This is a genomic window from Aquitalea aquatilis (assembly GCF_005155025.1).
Classification (GTDB): Bacteria; Pseudomonadota; Gammaproteobacteria; order Burkholderiales; family Chromobacteriaceae; genus Aquitalea; species Aquitalea aquatilis.
In genome coordinates this window covers 1,053,686-1,076,407 of sequence record NZ_CP039731.1, presented here as the reverse complement: position 1 = coordinate 1,076,407, position 22,722 = coordinate 1,053,686, and the positions used below count along the sequence as shown (strand labels likewise).

At 63.2% G+C, this 22,722-nt stretch carries 25 protein-coding genes; 14 read left to right on the top strand and 11 right to left on the bottom strand.

Annotated features, from left to right (window positions below; translation table 11 throughout):
- Positions 1-23 precede the first annotated feature (23 nt).
- Positions 24-506, bottom strand: coding sequence for an Lrp/AsnC family transcriptional regulator (locus tag FAZ30_RS04875; protein WP_124641663.1), 483 nt, complete (start codon positions 504-506; stop codon positions 24-26).
- Between the two features lie 119 nt (positions 507-625).
- On the opposite strand from FAZ30_RS04875, the gene FAZ30_RS04870 reads away from it, so the two are divergent.
- Entirely contained in the window at positions 626-1,531 is a 906-nt protein-coding gene (locus tag FAZ30_RS04870) for a DMT family transporter (protein WP_124641661.1), read from the top strand.
- A 203-nt stretch (positions 1,532-1,734) separates the two neighbouring features.
- Here FAZ30_RS04870 and FAZ30_RS04865 read toward each other — a convergent pair whose 3' ends face one another.
- The 3 genes from FAZ30_RS04865 to FAZ30_RS04855 form a co-directional block, all read right to left on the bottom strand.
- A complete protein-coding gene (locus FAZ30_RS04865; RefSeq protein WP_124641659.1) occupies positions 1,735-2,079 on the bottom strand; it encodes a hypothetical protein in 345 nt (114 codons plus the stop codon).
- 177 nt (positions 2,080-2,256) lie between these two features.
- Positions 2,257-3,231, bottom strand: a complete 975-nt coding sequence (locus FAZ30_RS04860) for a DUF2145 domain-containing protein (RefSeq protein WP_124641657.1) — start codon at positions 3,229-3,231, stop codon at positions 2,257-2,259.
- Entirely contained in the window at positions 3,195-3,698 is a 504-nt protein-coding gene (locus tag FAZ30_RS04855) for a hypothetical protein (protein ID WP_124641655.1), read from the bottom strand. The genes FAZ30_RS04860 and FAZ30_RS04855 overlap by 37 nt, the downstream gene beginning before the upstream one ends.
- Before the next feature lie 247 nt (positions 3,699-3,945).
- Between FAZ30_RS04855 and FAZ30_RS04850 the strand changes: the two genes are divergently transcribed.
- The 7 genes from FAZ30_RS04850 to FAZ30_RS04820 all read left to right on the top strand — a co-directional run bounded on the left by FAZ30_RS04850 (position 3,946) and on the right by FAZ30_RS04820 (position 11,277).
- Positions 3,946-4,998 (top strand): AraC family transcriptional regulator, encoded by a 1,053-nt coding sequence (locus FAZ30_RS04850; RefSeq protein WP_158613542.1) that lies wholly within the window; start codon positions 3,946-3,948, stop codon positions 4,996-4,998.
- Between the two features lie 307 nt (positions 4,999-5,305).
- Positions 5,306-6,196, top strand: coding sequence for an N-carbamoylputrescine amidase (aguB, locus tag FAZ30_RS04845; RefSeq protein ID WP_137008930.1), 891 nt, complete (start codon positions 5,306-5,308; stop codon positions 6,194-6,196).
- Between the two features lie 96 nt (positions 6,197-6,292).
- Complete coding sequence (locus tag FAZ30_RS04840; protein ID WP_137008928.1) at positions 6,293-7,378, top strand: ABC transporter ATP-binding protein; 1,086 nt, start codon at positions 6,293-6,295, stop codon at positions 7,376-7,378.
- A complete protein-coding gene (locus tag FAZ30_RS04835; RefSeq protein ID WP_124641647.1) occupies positions 7,368-8,258 on the top strand; it encodes an ABC transporter permease in 891 nt (296 codons plus the stop codon). The genes FAZ30_RS04840 and FAZ30_RS04835 overlap by 11 nt, the downstream gene beginning before the upstream one ends.
- A 1-nt stretch (position 8,259) precedes the next feature.
- The gene (locus tag FAZ30_RS04830; protein WP_103525836.1) at positions 8,260-9,048 is read left to right on the top strand and encodes an ABC transporter permease; all 789 of its coding nucleotides are present in this window, start codon (positions 8,260-8,262) and stop codon (positions 9,046-9,048) included.
- 67 nt (positions 9,049-9,115) lie between these two features.
- Positions 9,116-10,159, top strand: coding sequence for an extracellular solute-binding protein (locus tag FAZ30_RS04825; RefSeq protein WP_124641645.1), 1,044 nt, complete (start codon positions 9,116-9,118; stop codon positions 10,157-10,159).
- A gap of 80 nt (positions 10,160-10,239) precedes the next feature.
- Entirely contained in the window at positions 10,240-11,277 is a 1,038-nt protein-coding gene (locus FAZ30_RS04820) for a histone deacetylase family protein (RefSeq protein WP_124641643.1), read from the top strand.
- 47 nt (positions 11,278-11,324) lie between these two features.
- Here FAZ30_RS04820 and FAZ30_RS04815 read toward each other — a convergent pair whose 3' ends face one another.
- The gene (locus FAZ30_RS04815; protein ID WP_137008926.1) at positions 11,325-12,941 is read right to left on the bottom strand and encodes an FMN-binding glutamate synthase family protein; all 1,617 of its coding nucleotides are present in this window, start codon (positions 12,939-12,941) and stop codon (positions 11,325-11,327) included.
- A 119-nt stretch (positions 12,942-13,060) separates the two neighbouring features.
- Positions 13,061-13,468 carry a ribonucleotide reductase subunit alpha gene (locus FAZ30_RS04810; protein WP_124641640.1) on the bottom strand — a complete coding sequence of 136 codons (408 nt, stop codon included), beginning with the start codon at positions 13,466-13,468 and terminating at the stop codon, positions 13,061-13,063.
- 179 nt (positions 13,469-13,647) lie between these two features.
- Here FAZ30_RS04810 and FAZ30_RS04805 point away from each other — a divergent pair, with 179 nt between their 5' ends.
- Entirely contained in the window at positions 13,648-14,508 is an 861-nt protein-coding gene (locus tag FAZ30_RS04805) for a DMT family transporter (protein WP_246043409.1), read from the top strand.
- Positions 14,509-14,522: 14 nt separating this feature from the next.
- Here FAZ30_RS04805 and FAZ30_RS04800 read toward each other — a convergent pair whose 3' ends face one another.
- Entirely contained in the window at positions 14,523-15,842 is a 1,320-nt protein-coding gene (locus FAZ30_RS04800) for an ATP-binding protein (RefSeq protein WP_233578305.1), read from the bottom strand.
- Between the two features lie 3 nt (positions 15,843-15,845).
- A complete protein-coding gene (ompR, locus tag FAZ30_RS04795; RefSeq protein ID WP_124641638.1) occupies positions 15,846-16,571 on the bottom strand; it encodes an osmolarity response regulator transcription factor OmpR in 726 nt (241 codons plus the stop codon).
- Positions 16,572-16,786: 215 nt separating this feature from the next.
- Between ompR and FAZ30_RS04790 the strand changes: the two genes are divergently transcribed.
- From FAZ30_RS04790 to FAZ30_RS04780, 3 genes are all read left to right on the top strand, one after another.
- On the top strand, positions 16,787-16,999 hold the full coding sequence (locus tag FAZ30_RS04790) for a hypothetical protein (RefSeq protein WP_137008924.1): 213 nt from the start codon (positions 16,787-16,789) through the stop codon (positions 16,997-16,999).
- 91 nt (positions 17,000-17,090) lie between these two features.
- Positions 17,091-17,462 (top strand): hypothetical protein, encoded by a 372-nt coding sequence (locus FAZ30_RS04785; protein WP_124641634.1) that lies wholly within the window; start codon positions 17,091-17,093, stop codon positions 17,460-17,462.
- A 48-nt stretch (positions 17,463-17,510) separates the two neighbouring features.
- Positions 17,511-17,978, top strand: a complete 468-nt coding sequence (locus FAZ30_RS04780; protein ID WP_246043408.1) for a hypothetical protein — start codon at positions 17,511-17,513, stop codon at positions 17,976-17,978.
- A gap of 62 nt (positions 17,979-18,040) precedes the next feature.
- Here the strand turns inward: FAZ30_RS04780 and FAZ30_RS04775 are convergent, their stop codons facing one another.
- Complete coding sequence (locus FAZ30_RS04775) at positions 18,041-19,015, bottom strand: quinone oxidoreductase family protein (protein WP_137008922.1); 975 nt, start codon at positions 19,013-19,015, stop codon at positions 18,041-18,043.
- Between the two features lie 216 nt (positions 19,016-19,231).
- On the opposite strand from FAZ30_RS04775, the gene FAZ30_RS04770 reads away from it, so the two are divergent.
- Together FAZ30_RS04770 and FAZ30_RS04765 are read left to right on the top strand one after the other, a co-directional pair.
- Positions 19,232-19,771 (top strand): heme NO-binding domain-containing protein, encoded by a 540-nt coding sequence (locus tag FAZ30_RS04770; protein WP_137008920.1) that lies wholly within the window; start codon positions 19,232-19,234, stop codon positions 19,769-19,771.
- Positions 19,768-21,186, top strand: coding sequence for an ATP-binding protein (locus tag FAZ30_RS04765; protein ID WP_137008918.1), 1,419 nt, complete (start codon positions 19,768-19,770; stop codon positions 21,184-21,186). Before FAZ30_RS04770 ends, FAZ30_RS04765 begins: the two co-directional genes overlap by 4 nt.
- On the opposite strand, the gene FAZ30_RS04760 is transcribed toward FAZ30_RS04765, so the two are convergent.
- Entirely contained in the window at positions 21,128-21,697 is a 570-nt protein-coding gene (locus tag FAZ30_RS04760) for a YqiA/YcfP family alpha/beta fold hydrolase (protein ID WP_246043407.1), read from the bottom strand. The two genes, FAZ30_RS04765 and FAZ30_RS04760, sit on opposite strands and share 59 nt — an antisense overlap.
- Positions 21,698-21,927: 230 nt before the next feature.
- Positions 21,928-22,692, bottom strand: coding sequence for a substrate-binding periplasmic protein (locus FAZ30_RS04755; RefSeq protein ID WP_137008916.1), 765 nt, complete (start codon positions 22,690-22,692; stop codon positions 21,928-21,930).
- Positions 22,693-22,722: the final 30 nt, after the last annotated feature.

The window sequence follows — 22,722 nt, the reverse complement described above, 5'->3', positions numbered from 1 at the left end:
ACTATCAAACCGGTCCAGCCCGCTTAGCCCGCCGCATCCTGGGGCACGGCCGTGCTGTACTTGGTGGTTTCCATCACCACCAGCGACTCGAACTCGCGCACATTGTCATTGCTCATGATGTGCTCGCGGCAGAAGCGCTCGTAGTCCCCCATGTCGCGCACCAGCACCACCAGCACAAAGTCCGGCCGCCCGGTCACGTGGTAGCACTCCACCACTTCCGGCGCGGCGCGGATGGCCTGCTTGAAGGCATCCACCAGCGCAATGCGTTCGCGCTCCAGAATCACGTTCACCACCAGCCGTAGCGGCCGCCCCAGCACGGCCGGGTCGACCAGTGCCACTTCGCGGCGGATGATGCCCTCGCTGCGCAGCCGTTTCAGCCGCCGGGTGACCGCGGTGGGCGACAGGCTGACAGCCTCGGCCAGCTCGTCGTGGGTGCGGCGGGCATCATCCTGCAGCAAGGCCAGCAGTTTGCGGTCATAGCTATCCAGCACTATTTCATTGGTCATATCAGAAATCCTGCATTACTTTTCCGAAAACTTCAGTTTGCGTGCATTCTGGCGCAGTAAAACGCAGCGGCGCAAGCGCCAGCGCTGCCTACACTGGCTGCATCTTCAGGAGATGCTCCATGTCTACATCCAGTGCCGTACTGGCCCCGTCCTTTTTCCGCAGCGCCGGCGCAGAGCGCTGGCTGCCCATGGCCCTGTTCTGTGCGCTGGTGCTGCTGTGGGCTTACAACTACGTGGTGATGAAGCAGACCCTGCAGGCCACCACGCCCATCACCCACCTGATTTTGCGCACCTCGCTGGGCAGCCTGACCTTGTTTGGCGTGCTGCTGGCCCGCGGCCGCGCCATCCGGCCGCAGCGCCTGGTTCAGGCGGCGCAGGTGGGGCTGAGCACCACCTTTCTCTACAGTCTGTCCATTACCCTGGCGCTGGTGGCCGGTGCCGCCGGGCGTACCTCGGTGCTGGTGTTCACCATGCCGTTCTGGGTGGCGCTGTTGTCGCGCTGGCTGCTGGCCGAGCCGTTTACCCGCCGTAGCCGACAGGCGCTGGCCGCCGGCTTTGCCGGCCTGATGTTGATCGTGGCACCCTGGCAGTTGCACGGCGGGGTGCTGCCGATGGCGCTGGCGGTGCTGGCCGGTTTCTTCTGGGCGCTGGGTTCTGTGCTGAGCAAGCGGGTGACGCAGGATGGCGGCATGGACAGCCTGAATTTTTCCGCCTGGCAGGCGGTGATCGGCCTGCTGCCCTTGCTGGCGCTGTGGCCATGGGCCGATTTTGCCCATATCCGCTGGTCGGCAGGTTTTGTGCTGGGCATGTTGTATGCGGGAGTCCTGTCCAGCGCCGTGGGCTGGCTGGCCTGGCTGTGGCTGCTCAAGCGCCTGCCGGCCAGTACGCTCAGTTTCAATGCGCTGGTGATTCCGGTGCTGGCGGTGGCCATGGCGGCCAGCCAGTTGGGGGAATGGCCGGCCAGCCGCGAACTGGCCGGCATGCTGCTGGTGGGGGCCGGCATCGTGCTGATTGCCCGGCGTTAACAAGCTGTTAACGATCTGTGCTAGGCATCTGTGCTAGGCGGGTGATCCTGCGTTGAAATGGCGTTCAACATGCGCATGGATGCCCTGTTCATTGCGCTTTTTCACGCTATTGCGTCTTGTCTGAACCTTTGTTCTCTAGATTGTGCACACCTTCTAGGCTTGCTACTGGATGGCCTGTGGGCCGCTTGCGGCCGGGTGGCGATTTACACCACCAATGAAATCAGCGTCCCCACGGTGACGGCTGCGGCGGCCCAGCGGCCGGCGGTGAAATAACTGTTGTCCGCGCTGCTGCTGGGCTCGGGGGCCGGGGTGGTGGCGGCCGGGTCTGGCAGGTTCAGTACGCCGTAGGTAAAGGATTTGACCGCAGAAGGCGTGTTGTCGTCGCCAGTACTACTGTTATCCCCGCTGGTGCTGGTCTTGCCGCTGCTTTGCAGCTTGACCACGGTGGAGGGCGAAGGCTGCTCCGGTGTGCCGTCCTTGGCGTCCAGCGCCGTCTTGCCTGCCTGCTTGTTCGCGAGCGCCAGTTTGCTGGCGTTGCTGCTCGTCACTGAATTTGTCTTGCTGATATCCATCATGAGCTCGCTACAGGGTAATGATGATCGATGCTTCATTATCGACAGCCCGTGGCGGCGGCATGAGGGGGCGCAATGTAAAGATCAGGTAAAGAAAGGTAAGCGAGGTGTGCGCTGCGTGGGCGTGCCGGGCTGGCTGGCCCGCCGCAGGAGCTAATCCAGCTGTTGCACGGTGTCGCCGTTGGCCGGGCGGCAATCAGTGGCCATGTCATCCCAGCCGCGATGCGTTACCAGCGTGTGCTCGCGCAGGCACAGCTGGATGCGCTCGGTGCCGGCAATCTGCTGCCGGACAAAGCTTTCGATACCTGCCGGCAGGCTCACCTGATAGCGGCGCGCGTCCAGCTCGGCGGCAGGGTGGTCGTCGTTATGCACCAGCGGCACCACATGGGCGGCCCACACCATGTAGCGGTGTTTCACATCAACGCTATCCGGGCGGTAGCCCTGCTGTTGCAGCCAGTCCTGTGCCTGCTGGCGCGCCGCATTGCCGCCGGGCAGGCTGCCCCAGGCATGGGCCAGCAGCTCCACCAGCCACTGGTTGCAGTTCTGGTAACGGGTGGAATAGGGGTAGGCATTGGCGCTGTAGTCGGCAGACAGCAGCTGCAAGGCCAGCTTGTTGTCCAGCGCGGCCTGCCGCAATGGCGCCTCTTGTGCCGGGGGCAGCAGCAGGATGGACAGATAGACCGTGCTGCCTTGCGGCTGGTCGATCAGAAAACCCGGCAACCCCTGGTCGTACAGGTGGGGGCGTTGCTCGTCGCAGGCGTAATACAGCTGGCGCACCGACCACGGCGAATTGGGGTTGTCACGCAGGCTGATGCCGGCATGCGACAGGCGAATGTTGAAGCGCTCCAGGTCCAGCCCGGAGCGGGAGATGATGGCCGCCTGGTGGCCGGACTGCTCCAGCAGGTTTTTCACCTGCTGGCTGAACAGCAGCAGGCTGCTCTTGCGCGCCACGCTCGCTGGCGAGGACTGTTCGCAGAACAGCAGCGAGGAGGCCCCGGCCTTGGCGGGCAGCAGGGCCGCGCCCAATGCAAACAGCCCTGCGGTCAGCAGGGCCTGGGCGATGCGCGCCGGCTGCCGCATGGGCCGGCTAATCAGGAAACCACCTTGGGCTGCACGTCGGATTGCCATGCCTGATCCAGCAGCAGGGCAAACGGCTGCCGCTTGTCGGCGCGGGCAAAGGCCAGGCCATAAGCCTGTTTCTGTGCATGCACGATCTGGCCGACTTCCACGCCAGCATGTTTCACGTCGGCCTGCGCCACAAACAGGTTGAACGGCTCCGTGGCATTGGCCGCGGCCAGCGGCACCAGCGTCAGCTGGGTTTTGCCCGGTTGGTTTGCCTGAGCCACGGCGACGACCTTGTAGTCGCCTTCAGCAATCTTGCCAATGGCCTTGGACGAATTCTGCAAGGAGGTGGAAATGCTGCCTACCGTCGCGCTGACGCTGTCGGAAACGGAGAGCAGGGATACGGCAGCGTGTGCCGTACCGCACAGCAAGCCCAGGCTAAGCAGCAGGGAGCCGGCAATGGTTTTCTTCAGGTGGGTCATGGTCTTGGTGTTATCTATCAAGGTGCGGAATCTTGCGGTGAGAAAAATCATTGCAGCAGCGGCCTCCTGAGGATTGCGGGCGGCCGGTAAACCGGCAGGAACAAGCCTGTTGTCAGGCAGGATCAAGCCAGCCGTGGCAACGGTGGACTGCATGCGCAGGCCTATTGTTCCCAGTGGGCGCTGCATGGCACAAGCGGATTTACAAAAATTGATTGGCCATCCAGCTGCCTGGCTTGTGTGGCGGCAGCCAAGACGGCAAGATCAGGCCATTGCACGGCAAACCGCGAGGAAACCCCGCTTGGCCCAGTCTTCCTGCAACGACAGCGCTGTTCTGCCCGGCAGCGACAATCCATCCGGCCGGCCGGTGTCGCTGCACGCCATCGTGGCCACGGTGAATGTGCTGGCCGAGCAGGGCATTGCCGCGGCCGATCTGTTGGCTGGCAGCGGCATTCCACCGGAGCGGCTGCAGGAGCCGGCACGGCTGGTCAACCATCACCAGGAAATGACGGTGTTCGACAATGCCCGCCGCCTGGCCTGTGACGAATCGCTGGGCCTGCGGCTGGGGCGCGCCATGCACACCTCCAATTACGGCATTCTGGGCTACACCATGCTGGTCAGTCCCACGCTACGGGTGGCACTGGAAACCGCCATCCGTTTTCCCTTGCTGCTGGCCAGCTATTTTACCCTGCGGCTGGAAGAACGTGGCAAGGAAGCCTGGCTGCTGGCCGATGATTACCACTACCGGGCCGACCTGCTCAGTTTCAATGCCGAGATGTGCTTGTCGTCGATGTGGAGCATCGCCGGCGACTGCATGGGCGTGCGCTGGAGTCCGAAGGCGGTGCACATGAGCTTTGCCCAGCCGGCCCACGCCGGGCTTTATCCGGCCATTTTCGGCCATGCCGGCCAGTTTGACATGGCGGACAATGCGCTGGTGTTTCCGGCCAAATGGCTGGACCGCCCACAGCCGCTGGCCGATGCCGTCAGCTTTCACATGGCGCAGGAGCAATGCCAGCGCCAGCAGGAACAATGGGCCAGCAGCCATGGCTCGGCCCTGGTGGCACGGGTGCTGCGGCTGATCCAGTCCGACCCGGTACGCTTTGCCCGGCTGGACGAGCTGACCGCCACCCTGCACATGTCGGAGCGTACCCTGCGGCGCAAGCTGGCCGCACTGGGCACCTCCTTTCAGGCCTTGCTGGATCAGGCCCGCCATCAACAGTCCCTGCATCTGCTGCATGACACCAGGCTGTCCATCGGCATGATTGCCGAACGGCTGGGTTTTGCCGAATCCGCCAGCTTTCGCCACGCCTTTGCCCGCTGGACCGGCAAGCGCCCGTCCGACCTGCGCCGCTAGGCCGCTGCGGTCCTGTTCCGGGCCAGCGCGGCCGGTCTACCCGTTTTCTTGCCCTGCCTGCCCTAGCCATCTGCGGCCCGGGCAGCGCATTGCAGCATCGGCAGTTGGCCATCTGGCCACATGATTTGGCCGGAATTATCCCTTAGTTGACCGCTTTGTATCTTTCGCTGCGCTGCCTTGTTGGCAGAATGAATAAAAAAATAACGGACCACTTCGCAGCCCGAATTCGCCCGCGCCGTGACTGTTGCCAACAGTCATTGCCCAGGGCGGCAGCCTGTCCGTTTACACAAGAGTGGAGGAGAAACCAATGAGCAAGGCATCCGTCGCCGTCATCCAGATGGCAGTCGATCCCGCCTCGCGCCAGCACAACTGGCAGCAGGCTGAAACCCTGATCCGCCAGGCCGCAGCACAGGGCGCACAGATCATCCTGCTGCCCGAGCTGTTCGAGTGGCGCTATTTCTGTACCGAGCAGGACGCGCGCTATCACGCGCTGGCCGAACCGCTGGCCAGCCACCCGGCGGTAGCGCATTTTTCGCGGCTGGCCGCCGAGTTGCAGGTGGTGCTGCCGCTGAGTGTGTTCGAAGCTGCCGGTCAGGCGCGCTACAACACCGTGGTCATCATCGATGCCGATGGCAGCGTGCTGGGCCACTATCGCAAGACCCACATCCCGGATGGTCCGGGCTATTCCGAAAAATTCTATTTCAATGGCGGCGATACCGGTTTCAAGGTGTGGCACACCCGCTATGCCAGGCTGGGCGTGGGCATCTGCTGGGACCAGTGGTTCCCCGAAAGCGCCCGCGCCATGGCGCTGCTGGGGGCCGAGCTGCTGTGCTACCCCACGGCAATCGGCAGCGAGCCGCAGGACGCCACGCTGGACTCGCGCGACCACTGGCAGCGCACCATGCAGGGCCATGCTGCCGCCAACCTGATGCCGCTGTTTGCCGCCAATCGCATTGGCAGCGAGCAGGGTCGCGACTTTTCCCAGACCTACTACGGCAGCTCCTTCATCACCGATGGCAAGGGTGCTGTGCTGCACAGTGCCGGGCGTGATGAACAGGCGGTGCTGGTGCAGGACTTCGACCTGGCAGAACTGGCCGCCGTGCGCGCCAGCTGGGGCGTGTTCCGCGACCGTCGGCCGGATGCCTATGCGGCGCTGCTGACGCTGGACGGGCACACGCCAGTCCCCACCGCCGGCTAAACCTCCCTCATTTCCGAAGTATTGCGTGTCTGCGCATGACCCGTCAGCGGGCAGGGCGTGGCCATGTTATCCACTGTATTCCACAGGAGGACTGCCATGACCGGCAACCGTGTGGCGATTGAGATCGACCATGTCTGCAAGCGCTTCGGCGCAGGCGAACAGGCCGTGCTGGCGCTGGACCATATCGCGCTGGATATCCGCGAAAACGAATTTTTCACCCTGCTGGGGCCGTCGGGCTGCGGCAAGACCACCTTGCTGCGCATGATTGCCGGCTTCGAGGATGTCAGTGCCGGCGATATCCGCCTGTACGGAGCCTCGCTCACTGGCAAGCTGCCCTTCCAGCGTCCGGTCAATACCGTGTTCCAGAGCTATGCGCTGTTCCCGCACCTCACGGTGGAGGAGAACATCGCCTTCGGGCTGGAAATGCGCGGTTTCAAGCCGGCCGACATCAAACCCATCGTGGCGGAAAAGCTGGAGCTGGTGAAGCTGTCCGGCTTTGCCCGCCGTCGTCCGCACCAGCTGTCCGGTGGCCAGCAGCAGCGGGTGGCGCTGGCGCGTGCGCTGGCCCCGTCCCCCAGGGTGTTGCTGCTGGACGAATCGCTGTCGGCGCTGGACCTGAAGCTGCGCAAGGAAATGCAGGTGGAGCTCAAGCGCCTGCAACGCGAAACCGGCATCACCTTTGTTTTCGTCACCCACGACCAGGAAGAAGCGCTCACCATGTCGGACCGCATCGCGGTGATGTCGGCCGGCAAGTTGCAGCAGGTGGGCAGCCCGGAAGACATTTACGACCGGCCGGCCAATCGCTTTGTCGCCGACTTCATCGGCGAAACCTCCTTCCTGCAAGGCCAGGTGGCAGATGGTCAGCTGCAGTTTGGCGAAGCAGGCAGCCTGTCCTGTCAGGTGCTGGATCAATCACACGATGGCGCGGCAGCGCTGGCCGTGCGGCCCGAACGGCTGCAACTGTCGGCCACCGGCAGCGGCCTGGCCGGTGTGGTGGCCGAGGTGGTGTATCGCGGCGTGGATACCGTCTATACCGTGCAACTGGCCGATGGCCAGCCCTGCCGGGTGCGCCATACCAATGACAGCGGTGCCTCGCGCCTGGCACGGGTGGGCGATGCGGTACGGGTTGCCGCTCAGCCGGGAGCTTTCCATCGTCTGCAGGAGGCCGGCCATGACGCTTGATCCCTATCGCCGCACCCGCCGGCGCCTGCTGCTGGCTCCCACCACGCTGACCCTGCTGCTGTTCATGGTGCTGCCCATGCTGCTGATGGGCTGGATGTCGCTGCTGGCACCGGACACCTATGGCGGGGTGCGCTGGAAGGAGTGGAGCCTGGATGCCTATGTGCAGTTTCTGTACGAGCGCGATCTGGACGACAGCCTCACGCTGAATAGCGATTACCTGCAAATCTTTGGCCGCTCCTTCCTGCTGGCCGGCTTTGCCACCGTGGTGACGCTGCTGATCGGCTTTCCCACGGCGCTGTATATCGCGCTGAAAGAGGAAAAGACCCGCCAGCGGCTGATTCTGCTGATTTCCATTCCCTTCTGGACCAACCTCTTGGTGCGCACCTATGCCTGGATGCTGCTGCTGCGCAATGGCGGGCTGATCGACAGCAGCCTGTCCTGGCTGGGCTTGAGTCAGGGCGCGCTGGATGTGCTGTACACCCCCACGGCGGTGGCCATCGGCTTCGTTTATTCCTTCCTGCCCTTCATGGTGCTGCCCATCTACACCAGTCTGGAAAAAATGGACTGGCGGCTGGTGGAGGCGGCATTCGACCTGGGTGCCAACCGCTGGCTGGCCCTCAGGCGGGTGATTCTGCCGCTGGCCATGCCCGGCATCGTGGCGGGCTGTTTACTGGTGTTCATCCCGGCCATCGGTTCCTACTTCATTCCCGAGCTACTGGGCGGCGGCAAGAGCCTGATGATAGGCAATCTGATCCAGAACCAGTTTGGCACTGCCCGCAATTGGCCGTTCGGGGCGGCCCTGTCCTTCATGTTGCTGGCGCTGGTACTGCTGGTGATGTGGATCTACACCAGACGCTTCCAGCGTCCGCCGGGAGAATGACATGCAAGCATCCAATACGCTGTGGCGCTTTCGCGGGGTAACACCCACCGCCATGCTGGCCTTTGTCTATCTCTACCTGCCCATCGTGGTGCTGGTGGTGCTGTCCTTCAACGCCAACCGCATTGCCACGCTGTGGACCGGTTTTTCCTTCGACTGGTATCTGAAGGTGATGGACAACGACAACATCCTGCGGGCGACCAAGAACTCGCTGATCATCGCCTGCGGGGCCACGGTGCTGGCCACCAGCTTTGCCACCATGGCGGCGCTGGCCATGGCCGGCAAGCGCTTTCGTGGTCAGGCCTTCATCAATGCCATGCTGGGCCTGCCGCTGCTGGTGCCGGAAATCGTCACCGCCGTGGCGTCCTTGCTGTTCTTTCTCGCGCTGGGGCTGGACCTGGGGCTGCTGACGGTGCTGATTGCCCACACGGTGTTCTGCATTCCCTTTGCCTACCTGCCCATCCGCGCGCGGCTGGAAGGGCTGGACCCACGGCTGGCCGAAGCCGCGGCCGACCTGTATGCCGGGCCGTTTGCCACCTTCCGCCGCGTCACCCTGCCGCTGATCCTGCCGGGCGTGCTGTCTGGTGCCATGCTGGCCTTCATCGTGTCGCTGGACGATTTCGTCATCACCTTTTTCGTGGCCGGTGCCGGTGCCACCACGCTGCCGGTGTACATCTTCGGCCTGATCCGCATGGGGATCACCCCGGAAGTGAATGCGGTATCGGCGCTGATGCTGCTGGTGTCGATTGCCTTTGTCGCGCTGTCCTACTGGATGGGCCAGCGCAAATCCTGAACCGGGTCGGCGGTCTGGTCCGCCTCTCATTTTTCGCTGCTTGTTCACCCTACGAAGGAGAAATGCCATGAAAGTCTGCAAACTGCATTCGCTGGCCCTGGCTGCGGGCCTGCTGGTATCCGCCTCGGCCATGGCCGCTGGCGAATTGAACCTGTACAACTGGTCCGACTACATCCCGCAGGATTTGCTCAAGCGCTTTGAAAAGGAAAGCGGCATCAAGGTGAACCTGGATGTATTCGATTCCAACGAGTCCCTGCTGGCCAAGCTCAAGGCCGGGGCCAAGGGTTACGACGTGGTGGTGCCGTCCGACTACATGGTGAAAATCATGATCGAAGAGGGCCTGCTGGAAAAAATCGATGCCAGCAAGATGGCCAATTTCAAGCTGGTGGAAGCCCCGCTCAACAAGCCGGATTTCGACCCGCAGCGTGCTTATTCCGCACCATACATGTGGGGTGTCACCGGCTTTACCTATGACGCCAGCCGCGTGCCGGGCGGCAAGCTGGACAACAGCTGGAAGAGCTTCTTCACCCCGCCGGCCGCGCTCAAGGGCAAGGTGGTGGCGCTCAACGACGTGGCCGAGCTGTACAAGGCTGCCGCCATCTACCTGAAAGTGGATCAGTGTACCGAGGACCCCAAGCAGGCCAAGCGCATCCAGGACCTGCTGGAAGCACAAAAGCCCATGCTGGCCATGTATAACTCCGACGGCACCATCGAGCGCATGCAGGCGCAGGAAGTCATCCTGCACCAGCAGTGGAACGGCGCGGCCTACCGTACCCGCCAGAAGCTCAAGTCCGCCGTGTTTGTCTATCCGAAAGAAGGCATCCCCTTCTGGAACGACAATCTGGTCATCCCCAAGGGGGCGAAGAACCGCGACAACGCGCTCAAGTTCATCAACTGGATGATGGAGCCTAAGAATATTGCCGAGGCCTCCAACTTCACCGGCTACAACAATGCCATCAAGGGCAGCTCGGCTTATTTTGTGGCCGACCTCAAGGCCGATCCGGCCATCAACCCCACGGCCGCCATGCGCGCGCTGTTCGTGCCCAACAAGAACTGTTCGGCCAAGGCCAATGCCCTGCGCGACCGGGTGTGGACCAAGCTGAAGAAATAAGCTTCGCCGGCTGACGCCGGCATTTCCTTACCACCACGACATAATGCCGCTGGCTCCCCGCCCGCGGCAGGGAGACCTGCATGCTGACGATTTACAGTGACGACCACCACCTGCACCACGGCAATGCCGAACTGATCGACGGCACCCTCAAGCCCTGCTTCGAAATGCCCAGCCGCGCTGACATGGTGTTGCAGCGCGTGCGCCAGACTGGCCTGGGCGACATCATCGCCCCCACCGAGCACGGGCTGGAGCCGTTGCTGCGGGTGCATGACGCCGGCTATGTACGCTTTCTGGAGCAAGCCTGGAGCTTGTGGCAGGCCCAAGGCCGCAACCATGACGCGCTGCCGCTGGTGTGGCCGGTGCGCGGCCTGCGTACCGACCGCATTCCGCAGGACATCGACGGCCTGATGGGTTATTACTCTTTCGATGCCGGGGTGCCGATCACCGCCGGCACCTGGCAGGCCATCCGCTCTTCGGCCAATGTGGCGCTGACTGCGCTGGATGTCATGCAGGCCACCGGCCACAGCACTTTCGCCCTGTGCCGTCCGCCGGGCCACCATGCCGCGGCCGACTATATGGGCGGCTATTGCTATCTGAACAATGCCGCCATTGCCGCCCAGGCCATGCTGGACAAGGGGGCCAGACGGGTGGCGATCCTGGATGTGGACTATCACCACGGCAATGGCACCCAGAGCATCTTCTATGCCCGCGAGGATGTGCAGTTCCTGTCGCTGCACGGTGACCCGCTGGTGGAGTATCCCTATTTCCTCGGTCATGCCGACGAAACGGGTGCGGGCCAGGGGCTGGGCTTCAACCACAACTATCCGCTGGCCCACGGCACCGACTGGTCGCACTACGGCCCGGCGCTGGCCGATGCGTGTAACAGGATTGCCGCCTATGCGCCGGATGCGCTGGTGGTATCGCTGGGGGTGGATACCTTCGAACAGGACCCGATCTCGCGTTTCAAATTGAAGAACGCCGACTATCTGCGCATGGGCCAGCTGATCGGTACGCTAGGTTTGCCCACCTTGTTCGTGATGGAGGGTGGCTACGCGGTGGAGGACATCGGGGTGAATGCGGTGAATGTGCTGGCTGGCTTTGAGGGTGTGGCCGGTTGATGGCAGGAGGGAGGCTTGCCTCCCTCGCCGTCGCGCAGACCTAGTGTTCAGGCATGGGCCGGGGCTGGGGCAAAGCTGCCCGCCTGCGCCATGCGCCACATGCGGCCGTAGAACTCGGCCTTGATGTCCTCGCCCAGTAGTTCTCCTGCTTGCAGGAAGACGTGCAGCTGCGAGTACAGGCGGATTTCGGTATCGCTCACCCGCCGCACCAGATGGTGGGCGGCCAGTTGCTCGGGGTGGGTGAGGCCGCCGGCGGCCAGCATCTCGGCCAGCGCATGCAGGGTGTTGCGGTGGAAATTGAACACCCGCTCGGCCTTGTCCGGCACCACCAGCGCACGCTGGCGCAAGGGGTCCTGGGTGGCCACCCCGGTGGGGCAGCGGTTGGTATGGCAGCTCTGGCTCTGGATGCAGCCGACGGCAAACATGAAGCCGCGGGCGGAATTGGCCCAGTCGGCACCGATGGCCAGCATGCTGGCAATGTCGAAGGCGCTGACGATCTTGCCGCTGGCCCCCAGCTTGATCTTGTCGCGCAGGTTCAGCCCCACCAGGGTGTTGTGCACAAACAGCAGGCCCTCGCGCAGCGGCACGCCGATGTGGTCGGTGAATTCCAGCGGTGCCGCGCCGGTGCCGCCTTCCTTGCCATCCACTACGATGAAGTCCGGCAGGATGCCGCTCTCCAGCATGGCCTTGGCAATGGCCATGAATTCCCAGGGGTGGCCCAAGCAGAACTTGAAACCCACCGGTTTGCCGCCGGACAGTTCGCGCAGGCGGGCGATGAAGGCCATCATCTCCAGCGGGGTGGCAAAGGCGCTATGGCTGGATGGCGACACGCAGTCCTGCCCCAGCGGCACACCACGGGTGGCGGCAATTTCCGGCGTCACCTTGTGCTTGGGCAAAATGCCGCCGTGGCCCGGCTTGGCCCCCTGGCTGAGCTTGATCTCGATCATCTTCACCTGCGGGTTTTGCGCCTGTCTGGCAAAACGTTCCGCATCGAAATGGCCCTGCGCATCGCGGCAGCCAAAGTAACCGCTGCCCAGCTCCCATACCAGGTCGCCACCGTGTTCCAGATGATAGGGGCTGATGCTGCCCTCGCCGGTATCGTGGTAAAAGCCGCCCTGTTTGGCCCCTTGATTGAGGGCGCGGATGGCGTTGGCGCTGAGTGCGCCAAAGCTCATGGCCGAGATATTGAATACCGATGCCGAGTAGGGCTGGCGGCATTGTGGGCCGCCAATCGTGATACGAAAGCCGGCCGGGTCGCTGCGCGGCGCAGGGCGGATGGAGTGGCTGATGAATTCGAAACCGCTGCCGTAGACATTCAGCATGGTGCCAAAGGGCTTGTCCGCGGCCACGTTCTTGGCTCGGGCATAAACCAGCGAGCGCTGGTCACGCGAGAAGGGCAGCTGCTCGCCGTCGGCTTCCAGCAGGTATTGGCGGATTTCCGGGCGGATGGCCTCCACCAGATAGCGGATATTGCCCAGCACCGGGTAGTTGCGCCTTACCGCATGGCGGGTTTGCCGCAGGTCCAGTATGCCGACCAGGCTGAGTACCAGGGCTGTCAGGGTGAAGGGCCACAGCCATTCGATCCGGTGCAGGGCCAGGCCGATCAGGCTAAGCAGGATGCAGGCGACAAAAAAGGCATAACGGCTGAGCAGGGACAGATTCATGCGGGCTCCGGCAGGCTGGGCTGAAACAGGTTGGAGCACGGCAAACCTGCTTGGTTGCCGGCAACGGTGTTTCAGCTTAGCGGCTGCTCAGACGCAATGCCATGCCTGGCGGCGGCAACTCAGTGGAAACGTACCGGCTCGCCGCTGGTGTCGAAAGCCAGGTAGCGCGCCACGTCGCCACCGGTCTGGATGGTCTGGATCATGCGTTTCAGCGCGGCTTCGATTGCATCAGCCGGTGGTTGCTGGCCGGCTTTGCCGTCCAGACAGGCGACAAACACGATCTGCCACGGCTCGCCCATGCGAGCCGATTCGGCCTGCAGGCTGGCAAAGTCCACCAGTGCGCCAGCGGCGCGGTCCAGACACATGATGGGCAGCAGGATGCCGCCCTCGCCACGGGCGAAGCGCTCGGCTTCCTGCGGCTGGTGGTCGTCATGCAGCACGGCCTTGGTAAATACCAGCAGCAGATGCTGCGGCTCAGCTTGCTGGCGGGCCGCAGCCAGCAGCGCGTTGAAATCGTGGATGTCCATGGTGCTCAGTACAGGGTGAAGTGGCAGCTTGCAGTGTGTGGTGTCGTCATCCTGTTTGCCATCCTCCGCTGGAACTAGTTGGCAGCGGCATTGGAGGGAGCAATTCAATGGCAAGAAACAGGAGGCGGCAGCATGTTTGTCCGCTTATGCTGACAGGCATGACAAAGGGGAGGGTGGCGATGCGACGGGAAATGGCAGGACTGGTGGTGCTGGCCGCCTTGTGGGGGGCTTCGTTTCTGTTCATGCGGGTGGCGGTGCCCGCGCTGGGGCCATTCGTGCTGATTGCCTTGCGGCTGGGGCTGGCTGCACTGGTGTTGTTGCCGATCTTGCTGCTGCGCGGAGGCCTGCCCTTGTGGCGGCAACACTGGCAGCGCATTGCCGTGGTGGGGGTGTTTCTGTCGGCGCTGCCATTTTGCCTGATTGCCTGGGCCAGCCTCAGCCTGCCGGCCGGCGTGGCGTCGGTGCTGAACGCCACCACGCCGCTGATGACGGCCTTGTGGGCCATGCCACTGGCGGGTGAGCGCATGACGCTGCCCCGCGCAGCCGGCCTGTCGCTGGGGCTGGCCGGTGTGCTGGTGTTGATGCTGGGGCGCGGTGCCGCCTTCGATGTACAGACTGTGCTGCCGGTGCTGGCCATGCTGGGGGCCACGGCCTGCTATGGCTGGTCCGGTCACATGGCCAAGCGTTGGCTGCCCGGCCTGCCTGCGCTGGTGACGGCGACGGGTAGCCTGTTCAGCGGCGCCGTGCTGGTGACGCCGCTGGCTTTGCTGACCCTGCCGGCCCAGTCTCCATCGACCACGGTATGGGGCGCGGTCGTGCTGCTGGCACTGGGCAGCACCGCCCTGGCCTATCTGATTTTCTACTGGCTGATCGACAAACTGGGCGCGACCCGCGCCAGCAGCGTGACCTATCTGGTGCCGGTATTCGGCGTGCTGTGGGGCAGCCTGTTGCTGGCGGAGCCGGTGGGTGTGCTGATGCTGCTGGGAGGGGTGCTGATTCTGTGCGGGGTATTGCTGCTGGGCTGGCGGTCCCGTTCTTGAACTGCCAGCCGGCTTCAGGCCGCTGGATGGGTGGCCAGCGGCAGCAGGATGCGGATGCGAAAGCCACCATCGGCCTCATCGGCAAACTGCAGCTGGCCGTGGTGCTGCTTGACCACCCGCGACACGATGGCCAGCCCCAGACCGCTGCCGCCATCGGTGCCACGGTGTTCGGCCAGCCGCTCGAAGGGGGCCAGTGCCGATTCGCGCAGCGCAGCGGGAATGCCCTGACCGTGGTCGATCACGCTCAGCTCCGCCATGCCGTCGCGCTGGGCGACTTCCACCCGCAGCGGCGGCTTGCCGTAGCGACGGGCATTTTCCAGCAGATTGGAGAGCAGCCGCTCCAGCGCCAGCGCATCGGCCTGCAATTCCGGCTCGGCCTGGCGCAGCAGTTTCACATCCAGCCCGTCGCGGCCAAAGCGTGCCACCACGCTGTCGGCCAGCTCGGCCAGCGCCACCGGCTCCAGCCTGGCCGACTCTTCGGCCCGGGCGAAATCGATGAACTGGCGCACGATGCGTGACAGCTCGTCGATGTCGGCCAGCATGTCCGGGGTATCGCTATTGTGTTCCTGTAGTTCCAGCATCAGCTTCAGCCGGGTCAGCGGCGTGCGCAGGTCGTGCGACAGTCCGGCCAGCATCAGCCGGCGCTCGCGGGCCGCGCTGTCCAGTGCGCTGGCCATGTGGTTGAAGCCGCGCGCCAGCGCCTGCAGCTCGCGCGGGCCGTTTTCCTGCAGCGGTGGCGGCATATTGCCGCGCGCCAGTTCGCGCGAAGCGGCCACTACCTTGCCAATGGGGCGGGTAATGCGCCAGGCGACCAGCGAGGCCAGCAGGGTGGCCAGCAAGGTAGCCAGCAAGGCCGCCTGGATGATGGCGTAGATGGGGCGGTCGCTGTAACGGCCAAAGGGGATGACCAGCCAGTAGGGGGTGTCCAGCACATGCACGTTGACCCACAGCTCGTTGCGGTCTTCACGGCGCACCATGTAGCCGCGCACGGTGTCGTCCAGCCCCTTGCTCAGCCGGCTGACCAGGCTGCTGGCGACCCGTGGCAATTCGGTGTCGAACTGTTGCTTGGCCGCCGCTTGTTGCGGCAGCAGGCGCGGCAGGCCCGGACGGTTGTAGCTGGCCAGAAAAGCAGTGCGCTGGACGGGGCTCATATTGTCCATCGAGCCTTCGAGGAAGGCCAGTGTATCCACCACCTGGGCATACAGCTGCTTGTCCATCAGCTTGTGGCGCTCACCCGCTGCGATATAGACCGTGACGATCTGGGTGGTGACCACCACCACCACCACCAGCACGATCAGGCGAAACAGCAGGGAACCGGTCAGGCGTCGCAGCACCGCTTACTCCCGCTCGCTGCCGTCGGGCACGAACACATAGCCGTAGCCCCACACGGTCTGGATGAAGCGCAAGGGGCTGTCGCCGCCTTCCAGCGTCTTGCGCAGGCGGGAAATGTGCACATCGATGCTGCGATCCAGCGATTCGCCATTACCCTTGCCCAGCGCCATTTCCATCAGTTGCTCGCGGGTCAGCGGGCGGCGCGGGTGGGTGGCCAGTACGGTGAGCACGGCAAATTCGGCGGTGGTCAGTGACAGGGCTTGCTGGTTTTTCAGCAGCTCGCGCCGGCCCAGATTAAGCTGGAAGTCGCCAAACTCGATGACTTCGTCGGACTCGTGGCGGGCGGCCAGCGCCGGTGTGGCGTGGTGGCGGCGCAGCACCGACTGGATGCGCGCGGTCAGTTCGCGCGGATTGAAAGGCTTGGGCAGATAGTCGTCGGCACCCATTTCCAGGCCCAGGATACGGTCCACATCTTCGCCGCGGGCGGTCAGCATGATGACCGGCACCGTCTCGCCCTGGGCGCGCAGGCGGCGCACCACCGCCAGGCCGTCATCGCCGGGCATCATCACGTCCAGCACCATCAGGTCGGGACGGTTGCGTGCCAGTTTGCGGTCCAGTTCGCGGGCATCCGGCAGGGTGTCGACCACATAACCCTGCTGTCCCAGGTAGCGGGTAAGCAGTTCGCGTAGCTTGGCGTCGTCGTCGACGATGAGAATCTTGTTGTGTTCCATGGTGTTTTCCTTGATCGCACGGCGCGGCAACGCGGCAGGCATACTGGTGGCAAAGCTTAACCCGGCCCAGCCGGCAAGGCGATGGTGGATCATGAATTTCTGTTAAACGCCATCAGGCATTCACAAAAGTTAACATTTGGTAACATGTGACACACGGATGCGCAAAAGCCACCTTCTAGACTGCCAGAGTGTGCTGCATACCGGAGATCATGATCATGAAAAACCCCTTGATTCTATTGCTGTTTGCCGTTGCTACCCTGGGCGTGGCTTCGGCCGCGCAGGCCGCCGAGCGCGGCGGTAACGGCGCGGATATCCGCGAGGCGCGCCAGCTGGCCGCACAGAGCACGCCAGCGGCGACGCCTGCCACCGGATACACCGTGCCGGATGGCGCATCGACTTCGATGCGGCGTCCAACCGGCGAAAAGTAAGCCCCACAATCATTCATGTTCCATCAGTCTTCTGCTGTGATGCCGGTGAGTCATCATGGCAGGAGGCGTAATGTCAGGTTAAAATGAAGCCATGAAGTACCATGCCATTTATGTCTTGCTGTTTGCCACGGTGACGGCGTTCGCCTTGCCGGTGCTGGCGCAGGGCCCAAATGGCGCGGAGGACGGCGCGGCGGAATTCCAGCGTTTCCCGCCCCGGCAATCAGCCGGAGAGGAACGCCGCTTGCGCAATCTGCGTCTGAAGGAGGCCGTGCAGGCCGGTGACTTGTCGCCGGAAGACGCGCGCCGCCTGCAACGCCGACATCCTCCGGGGGCGCCGCCTGCGGGTGGCATGGGTGGACCTGATCGTTTTGCACCGGATGGTTTTTCTCATCCGCCGCCGGGACAGCGCAATTTCTGGCGCGACAAGCGACAAAAGGCTCAGGAGCAATTCCAGAACGATTGATCCGGCTATCTTTGTAGCCGGACATTGCCAGTGGCAAGGATCACGGCCTTGAACAAAGCTTGGGGTAAGTGGAGTAGCGGCAACTGGCTGGTGGGTTTGGCCATGTTGGTGGGGTTGGCGTGGTCGGCGCAAGTGCAGGCGGCCCCGGATTGTGACAAGGCCATGGCGCCGCAACGCTGCGCCAGTTACCGGCAAGGCTGGCTCAGTTGTTCTGATCTGACGGCGGGGTCGCGCCGAGCCTGCATCGAGCAGTTCACCCCGGCGCTCAGCTGCCAGCGCAGCCGTGATGCCCGGCGCTGTGAAGCCTTGCTGGCGGCACAGGCGGCCTGCGAGGGTAGCGAGGGGCTGGCACGACGGCTGTGTGTGCGCGAGCGATTGCCCGCTGCCGATTGCAGCCACGCCAGCAACAAGGCCCGCTGCGAGCAACGGGCGGCGGCCGAGCAAAGCTGTGCCGAAACCGCCACCCAGCAAGGCCGCGAATGTGTGCGCAAGGCACTGGCCCCTTCAGGCAACTGAAACCAGACACAAAATAAAACCCCGCTGTCACGACAGCGGGGTTTTTCATGGCTAGCCGGTGCTCAGGGCAGCAGAATGATGGAGCCGGTAGTGCGGCGGCTTTCCAGATCACGGTGCGCTGTGGCGGCGGCGGCCAGCGGGTAGCTGGCAGATGGCCGGACCTGTACCGCACCGGTGGCAATGCGTTCGAACAAGGCTGCCGCCGATGCCTCCAGCTCCTCGCGTTGGGCAATATAGTCTCCCAATTTGGGCCGGGTGAAAAACAGCGAACCTTTCTGCGACAGTAGCAGCGGTTCGAATGCCGGTACGGCCCCCGAGGCATTGCCAAAACTGACGAACGTGCCACGCGGAGCCAGGCTGTTCAGCGACATCTCGAAGGTGCTTTTTCCCACCGAGTCGTATACCACCGGCACGCCCTTGCCCGCGGTGATCTCGCGCACCCGCGCCACCACATCTTCCTCGTTGTAATTGATGACATGGGCGCAGCCCAGCTGGCGTGCCAGCTCGCCTTTTGCGGCCGAGCCCACCGTGCCGATCACCTGCACCCCCAGTGAGCTGAGCCACTGCACGGCGATCTGGCCGACACCGCCGGCGGCGGCATGCCACAGCACGGTCATGCCGGGTTGTACGGCAAAGGTGCGGCGGATCAGGTACTCCACCGTCATGCCCTGCAGCATGATGCAGGCGGCGACTTCATCGCTGATGCTGTCCGGCAGCTTGACCAGTACAGCGGCGGGAATCAGCCGGAGTGTGCTGTAGGCCCCCAGCGGCCCGCCGGCATAGGCGACGCGGTCTCCCACCTGCACCTGCGTCACGCCTTCGCCTACGGCTTCCACCACACCGGCCGCTTCACTGCCCAGGCCACTGGGCAGGGCAATCGGATAGAGTCCGCTGCGCTGATAGGTATCGATGAAATTGATGCCGATGGCACGGTGACGCAGGCGCACCTCGCCTGGGCCTGGTTCGCCGACGCTGATGTGTTCCAGCTGCAGCACATCGGGTGATCCGGTGACATGAAAACGGATGGCCTGGCTCATGGTACGGTCCTTTTTCCAGCATGATGACATGCCGTCGAGTCTGCACCGCAGGCCACTGCCATGCAAGCCGTGTCCAGAGAACAGAGTGTTTCCCGCAGGTGGTGACTTGGTGTTTGGCCGGTTTTCTTCCTACATTGAATCCATGACGCACTGTTGCGTGCAGGGTTAATCGTAGCGAGCAGAGCAGCGCATGCAAGCCACACGAAGGGAACAAGCATGAAAGGCGTGGTGTTTACCGAGTTTCTGGAAATGGTGGAGAGCCGCTTTTCTGCCGACATGGTGGATGACATCATCGAGGATGCCGGCATCAAATCGGGAGGGGCCTACACCGCGGTGGGCAGCTATCCTTTTGCCGAGATGGTGGCGCTGGTGACGGCCTTGTCGCAGCGCAGCGGACTGGAAGCGCAGGCACTGATCTACACTTTCGGCCATTACCTGTTCGGCCGCTTTGCCCTGCTGTATCCGTACAGCATCCAGGGTTGCAGCAGCGCATTTACGGTGCTGGGTAATATCGAGAAGCACATTCACCAGGAAGTACAAAAGCTTTATCCGGATGCGCAGCTGCCGCAAATCGAGGTGCTCAGCAGCGACGCGCGCTGCATGGCCTTGCTGTACAGCTCGCCGCGCTGCCTGGCACCGTTGGCCTCCGGCCTGATCCAGGGCGCGCTCGATCATTTCGGTGAGCAAGGGCGCATCGTGGCTGAGCCATTGAGCGAGGATGGCAGCAAGGTACGCTTCGTGGTGGAACTGGTATGAGCGATGACGAACTGGCCCAGTTGCAAGACCAGCTGCTGCGCTTCCAGAAGCGCTACCAGCGTGAGAAAACCGCGCGCAAAGAGGCGGAGGTGCTGCTGGAACAGCGTAGCCGCGCCTTGTACGACGCCAACTTTGAACTGTCCACCGTAGCGGCCCAGCTGGAAAAAATCGTCGAATGGCGCATGGCACAGCTGTCCGAGGCGCTGCTCAAGGCGGAAATGGCGGCCAAGTCCAAGTCGGAATTCCTGGCGGTGATGAGCCACGAAATCCGCACTCCGCTCAATGGTGTGCTGGGCATGGCCGAGCTGCTATCGCATTCGCGCCTGACACCGGAGCAGGGCGATCAGGTGGCCACCTTGCAGGAGTGCGGCACTTCGCTGCTGGCCCTGATCAACGATATTCTCGACCTGTCCAAGATCGATGCCGGCAAGCTGACGCTGGAGCAGCGACCTTACAATCTGTATGCCTTGCTCGATAGCGTGGTGAATCTGTTTGTGCCCAAGGCGATGGAGGCGGGCCTGCGCATCGAATGGCAACGGCCGCTGGGCAGTGCCTGGCTGCTGGGTGATGCCACCCGGCTGCGCCAGATCACCAGCAATCTGTTGAGCAATGCCATCAAGTTTACCCATCAGGGCGGCATCACCGTGACGGTGGGCATCGAGCCGCTGGAAGATACCTTCGACATGAAGCGCCTGGTGCTGGTGATTCGTGATACCGGCATCGGCATGACCCAGGAGCAGCTGGGCAAGGTGTTTACCGCATTTGAGCAGGCCGACTCCACCACGACCCGGCGCTATGGCGGTACCGGGCTGGGGCTAGCCATCTGCCGACGGCTGGCGGAGGCCATGGGCGGGCGCATCGATGTCAGCAGCGAACACGGCGTGGGCAGCAGCTTCAGCGTGCACTGGGTGGCCACCGAGGCCAGTGCGCCGGCGGCCGAAGCACCTGTTGCGGTGCCGCCGGTGGAGACGCCAGCTCCCGGCGTGGCACCGTTGTCGGTCATGGTGGCCGAGGACAATACGGTGAACCAGAAGCTGATTATCAAACTGCTGGAAAAACTCGGTTTTCGCGATGTCATGCTGGCTGGCAACGGGCGGCAGGCGCTGGAGCGGGTCAGCCAGGGCGGGGTGGAGCTGATCCTGATGGACATGCAGATGCCGGAAATGGACGGGCTGGATGCCACCCGTGCCATTCGCCAGCTGGAGCTGGACTACCAGCCCCACATCATTGCGCTGACGGCCAATGCCTTCGATGAAGACCGCGAACGCTGCCAGCAGGCCGGCATGAATGACTTCCTGTCCAAACCGGTGAGCCTGGAGCGCCTGTCAATGGCCATGCAGCGCGGTAGCAAGTTGCTCAGCCAGCAGAAGCTGCCCAGCCCAGCAGGGGCGGCAGACACTCAAGCCAGCGCTTGAGACGGTGGTCGTCGCCATTGAAAATGGTTTGCCGGTGGCCACGGTAATAGCGCGCTGCGTCCTGCCAGTCCAGCACCTCGTCCGCACTGCCCAGCCATAGCCAGTATTGGCCGGCCGCCGGTGCTGGCAGACGCATGGCCAGCAAGGCCTGCATGTCGGCATCATCCAATACGTACTCTTCCCCGGTGTAGGGGTTGCGCTGCGCACCCAGATAGCGCTGCAGATCGATATATGGCGTGATGGCCGGATTGATCAGCGCGGCCTTGCGGCCATGTTTTTCTGCCAGCCAACCGGCGTAATAGCCGCCCAGTGAACTGCCGATCAGCCAGCTGTCGGCGGGCAGTGACAGCAATAATTCTTCCGCCCGCCGCATGGCCGTGGCCGGATGAGGCGACAGCTTCGGGCAGTGCAAGGTGACGGTGGGTGCATGCTGGGCCAGCCAGGCTGCTGTTTCCTGTGCTTTCAGCGATTGCGGGCTGGAGTTGAAACCGTGCAGATAAATGATATGCATGATGCGTGTGCAAAAAAGAGCAGAGTGATGACAAAGGCCCCCGCGTTTGCTGCGATGACAACGAGACATCCTTGCAGGGCAAGGGCGGGGGATGACTATTTGGCAGGTAAGTTGAAAAACCAGCTGTCTGGAGGGTGAGGCCGGGTTGGCCGGGGCGGCGTATGGCATCCCACCCCTTGTTCGCAGCCAGGGGCAAGCCGGTGGGCTTGCCCGGTTTCACGTGAAACAGCTTATTGCGTCTGCCATTCGTAGGATTTGAGAATGGCCTTCAGCTTGCCGCTGCGGCGCATGGCTTCAATACCCTGGTTCAGCTTGTCGGTACTGATCGGCGAATTGGGTGCCACCGCGCACATGGTGGGCATATAGGTCACCGTCATCGGGTGCTGTTTGAAGGCGCGGGCTTCCTGCGGATTGGTCTTGGCCCACCACGCCAGCTCCAGTTCCGAGGAGATGGCGACATCGGTCAGTTTCTTCTGCAGCGATTTCACCAGCAGCTCCAGCCGTGGCTCATCCACGCGGGTGGTGCGGCCCACCGCCCACAGATGTTCCAGTGTCGGATAGCTGTAGCCGCGAATGGTGCCGATGCGCTTGCCGACCATTTCATCGGCCTGGTGCAGGTCTGGCATGTCTTTGAGCGATAGTGCCCGCTCCACCTGTGGATAAAATTCGCGCGTCCAGCCCAGGCGTGCGGCATTGCCATACCATTCCGGATTGGCATTGCACACGATATTGACCTTGCCGGCTTCAATGGTGTTTTCCACCCGCTTGCGGGCGATCACCACATACTGCGCTTTCAGTCCCAGCTCGCCGGCCAGTGCATCGCCCAGTTCCTTGGTCAGGCCACCGGCCAGCGCCTGGTTGTCCGGCGTCAGCACCACGATGGGCGGTGCGTCCGAATCCGACACCCCGATTTTCAGTACGCCGCCCGCTGCGGCCACTTGCGCCAGTGCTGCTCCCGTCAACAGCGCCAGCCAGGTCTTATTCAAACGAACCATAAGCTTGTACTCTCTTCTTCTTAGTTAGTT

Coding starts and splice junctions, on each gene's coding strand:
- FAZ30_RS04875 (WP_124641663.1), bottom strand. CDS start 506: ATGACCAATGAAATAGTGCTGGATAGCTATGACCGCAAACTGCTGGCC.
- FAZ30_RS04870 (WP_124641661.1), top strand. CDS start 626: ATGTCTACATCCAGTGCCGTACTGGCCCCGTCCTTTTTCCGCAGCGCC.
- FAZ30_RS04860 (WP_124641657.1), bottom strand. CDS start 3,231: ATGGCAATCCGACGTGCAGCCCAAGGTGGTTTCCTGATTAGCCGGCCC.
- FAZ30_RS04855 (WP_124641655.1), bottom strand. CDS start 3,698: ATGATTTTTCTCACCGCAAGATTCCGCACCTTGATAGATAACACCAAG.
- aguB (WP_137008930.1), top strand. CDS start 5,306: ATGAGCAAGGCATCCGTCGCCGTCATCCAGATGGCAGTCGATCCCGCC.
- FAZ30_RS04840 (WP_137008928.1), top strand. CDS start 6,293: ATGACCGGCAACCGTGTGGCGATTGAGATCGACCATGTCTGCAAGCGC.
- FAZ30_RS04835 (WP_124641647.1), top strand. CDS start 7,368: ATGACGCTTGATCCCTATCGCCGCACCCGCCGGCGCCTGCTGCTGGCT.
- FAZ30_RS04830 (WP_103525836.1), top strand. CDS start 8,260: ATGCAAGCATCCAATACGCTGTGGCGCTTTCGCGGGGTAACACCCACC.
- FAZ30_RS04825 (WP_124641645.1), top strand. CDS start 9,116: ATGAAAGTCTGCAAACTGCATTCGCTGGCCCTGGCTGCGGGCCTGCTG.
- FAZ30_RS04820 (WP_124641643.1), top strand. CDS start 10,240: ATGCTGACGATTTACAGTGACGACCACCACCTGCACCACGGCAATGCC.
- FAZ30_RS04815 (WP_137008926.1), bottom strand. CDS start 12,941: ATGAATCTGTCCCTGCTCAGCCGTTATGCCTTTTTTGTCGCCTGCATC.
- FAZ30_RS04810 (WP_124641640.1), bottom strand. CDS start 13,468: ATGGACATCCACGATTTCAACGCGCTGCTGGCTGCGGCCCGCCAGCAA.
- FAZ30_RS04805 (WP_246043409.1), top strand. CDS start 13,648: ATGCGACGGGAAATGGCAGGACTGGTGGTGCTGGCCGCCTTGTGGGGG.
- ompR (WP_124641638.1), bottom strand. CDS start 16,571: ATGGAACACAACAAGATTCTCATCGTCGACGACGACGCCAAGCTACGC.
- FAZ30_RS04790 (WP_137008924.1), top strand. CDS start 16,787: ATGAAAAACCCCTTGATTCTATTGCTGTTTGCCGTTGCTACCCTGGGC.
- FAZ30_RS04785 (WP_124641634.1), top strand. CDS start 17,091: ATGAAGTACCATGCCATTTATGTCTTGCTGTTTGCCACGGTGACGGCG.
- FAZ30_RS04775 (WP_137008922.1), bottom strand. CDS start 19,015: ATGAGCCAGGCCATCCGTTTTCATGTCACCGGATCACCCGATGTGCTG.
- FAZ30_RS04770 (WP_137008920.1), top strand. CDS start 19,232: ATGAAAGGCGTGGTGTTTACCGAGTTTCTGGAAATGGTGGAGAGCCGC.
- FAZ30_RS04765 (WP_137008918.1), top strand. CDS start 19,768: ATGAGCGATGACGAACTGGCCCAGTTGCAAGACCAGCTGCTGCGCTTC.
- FAZ30_RS04760 (WP_246043407.1), bottom strand. CDS start 21,697: ATGCATATCATTTATCTGCACGGTTTCAACTCCAGCCCGCAATCGCTG.
- FAZ30_RS04755 (WP_137008916.1), bottom strand. CDS start 22,692: ATGGTTCGTTTGAATAAGACCTGGCTGGCGCTGTTGACGGGAGCAGCA.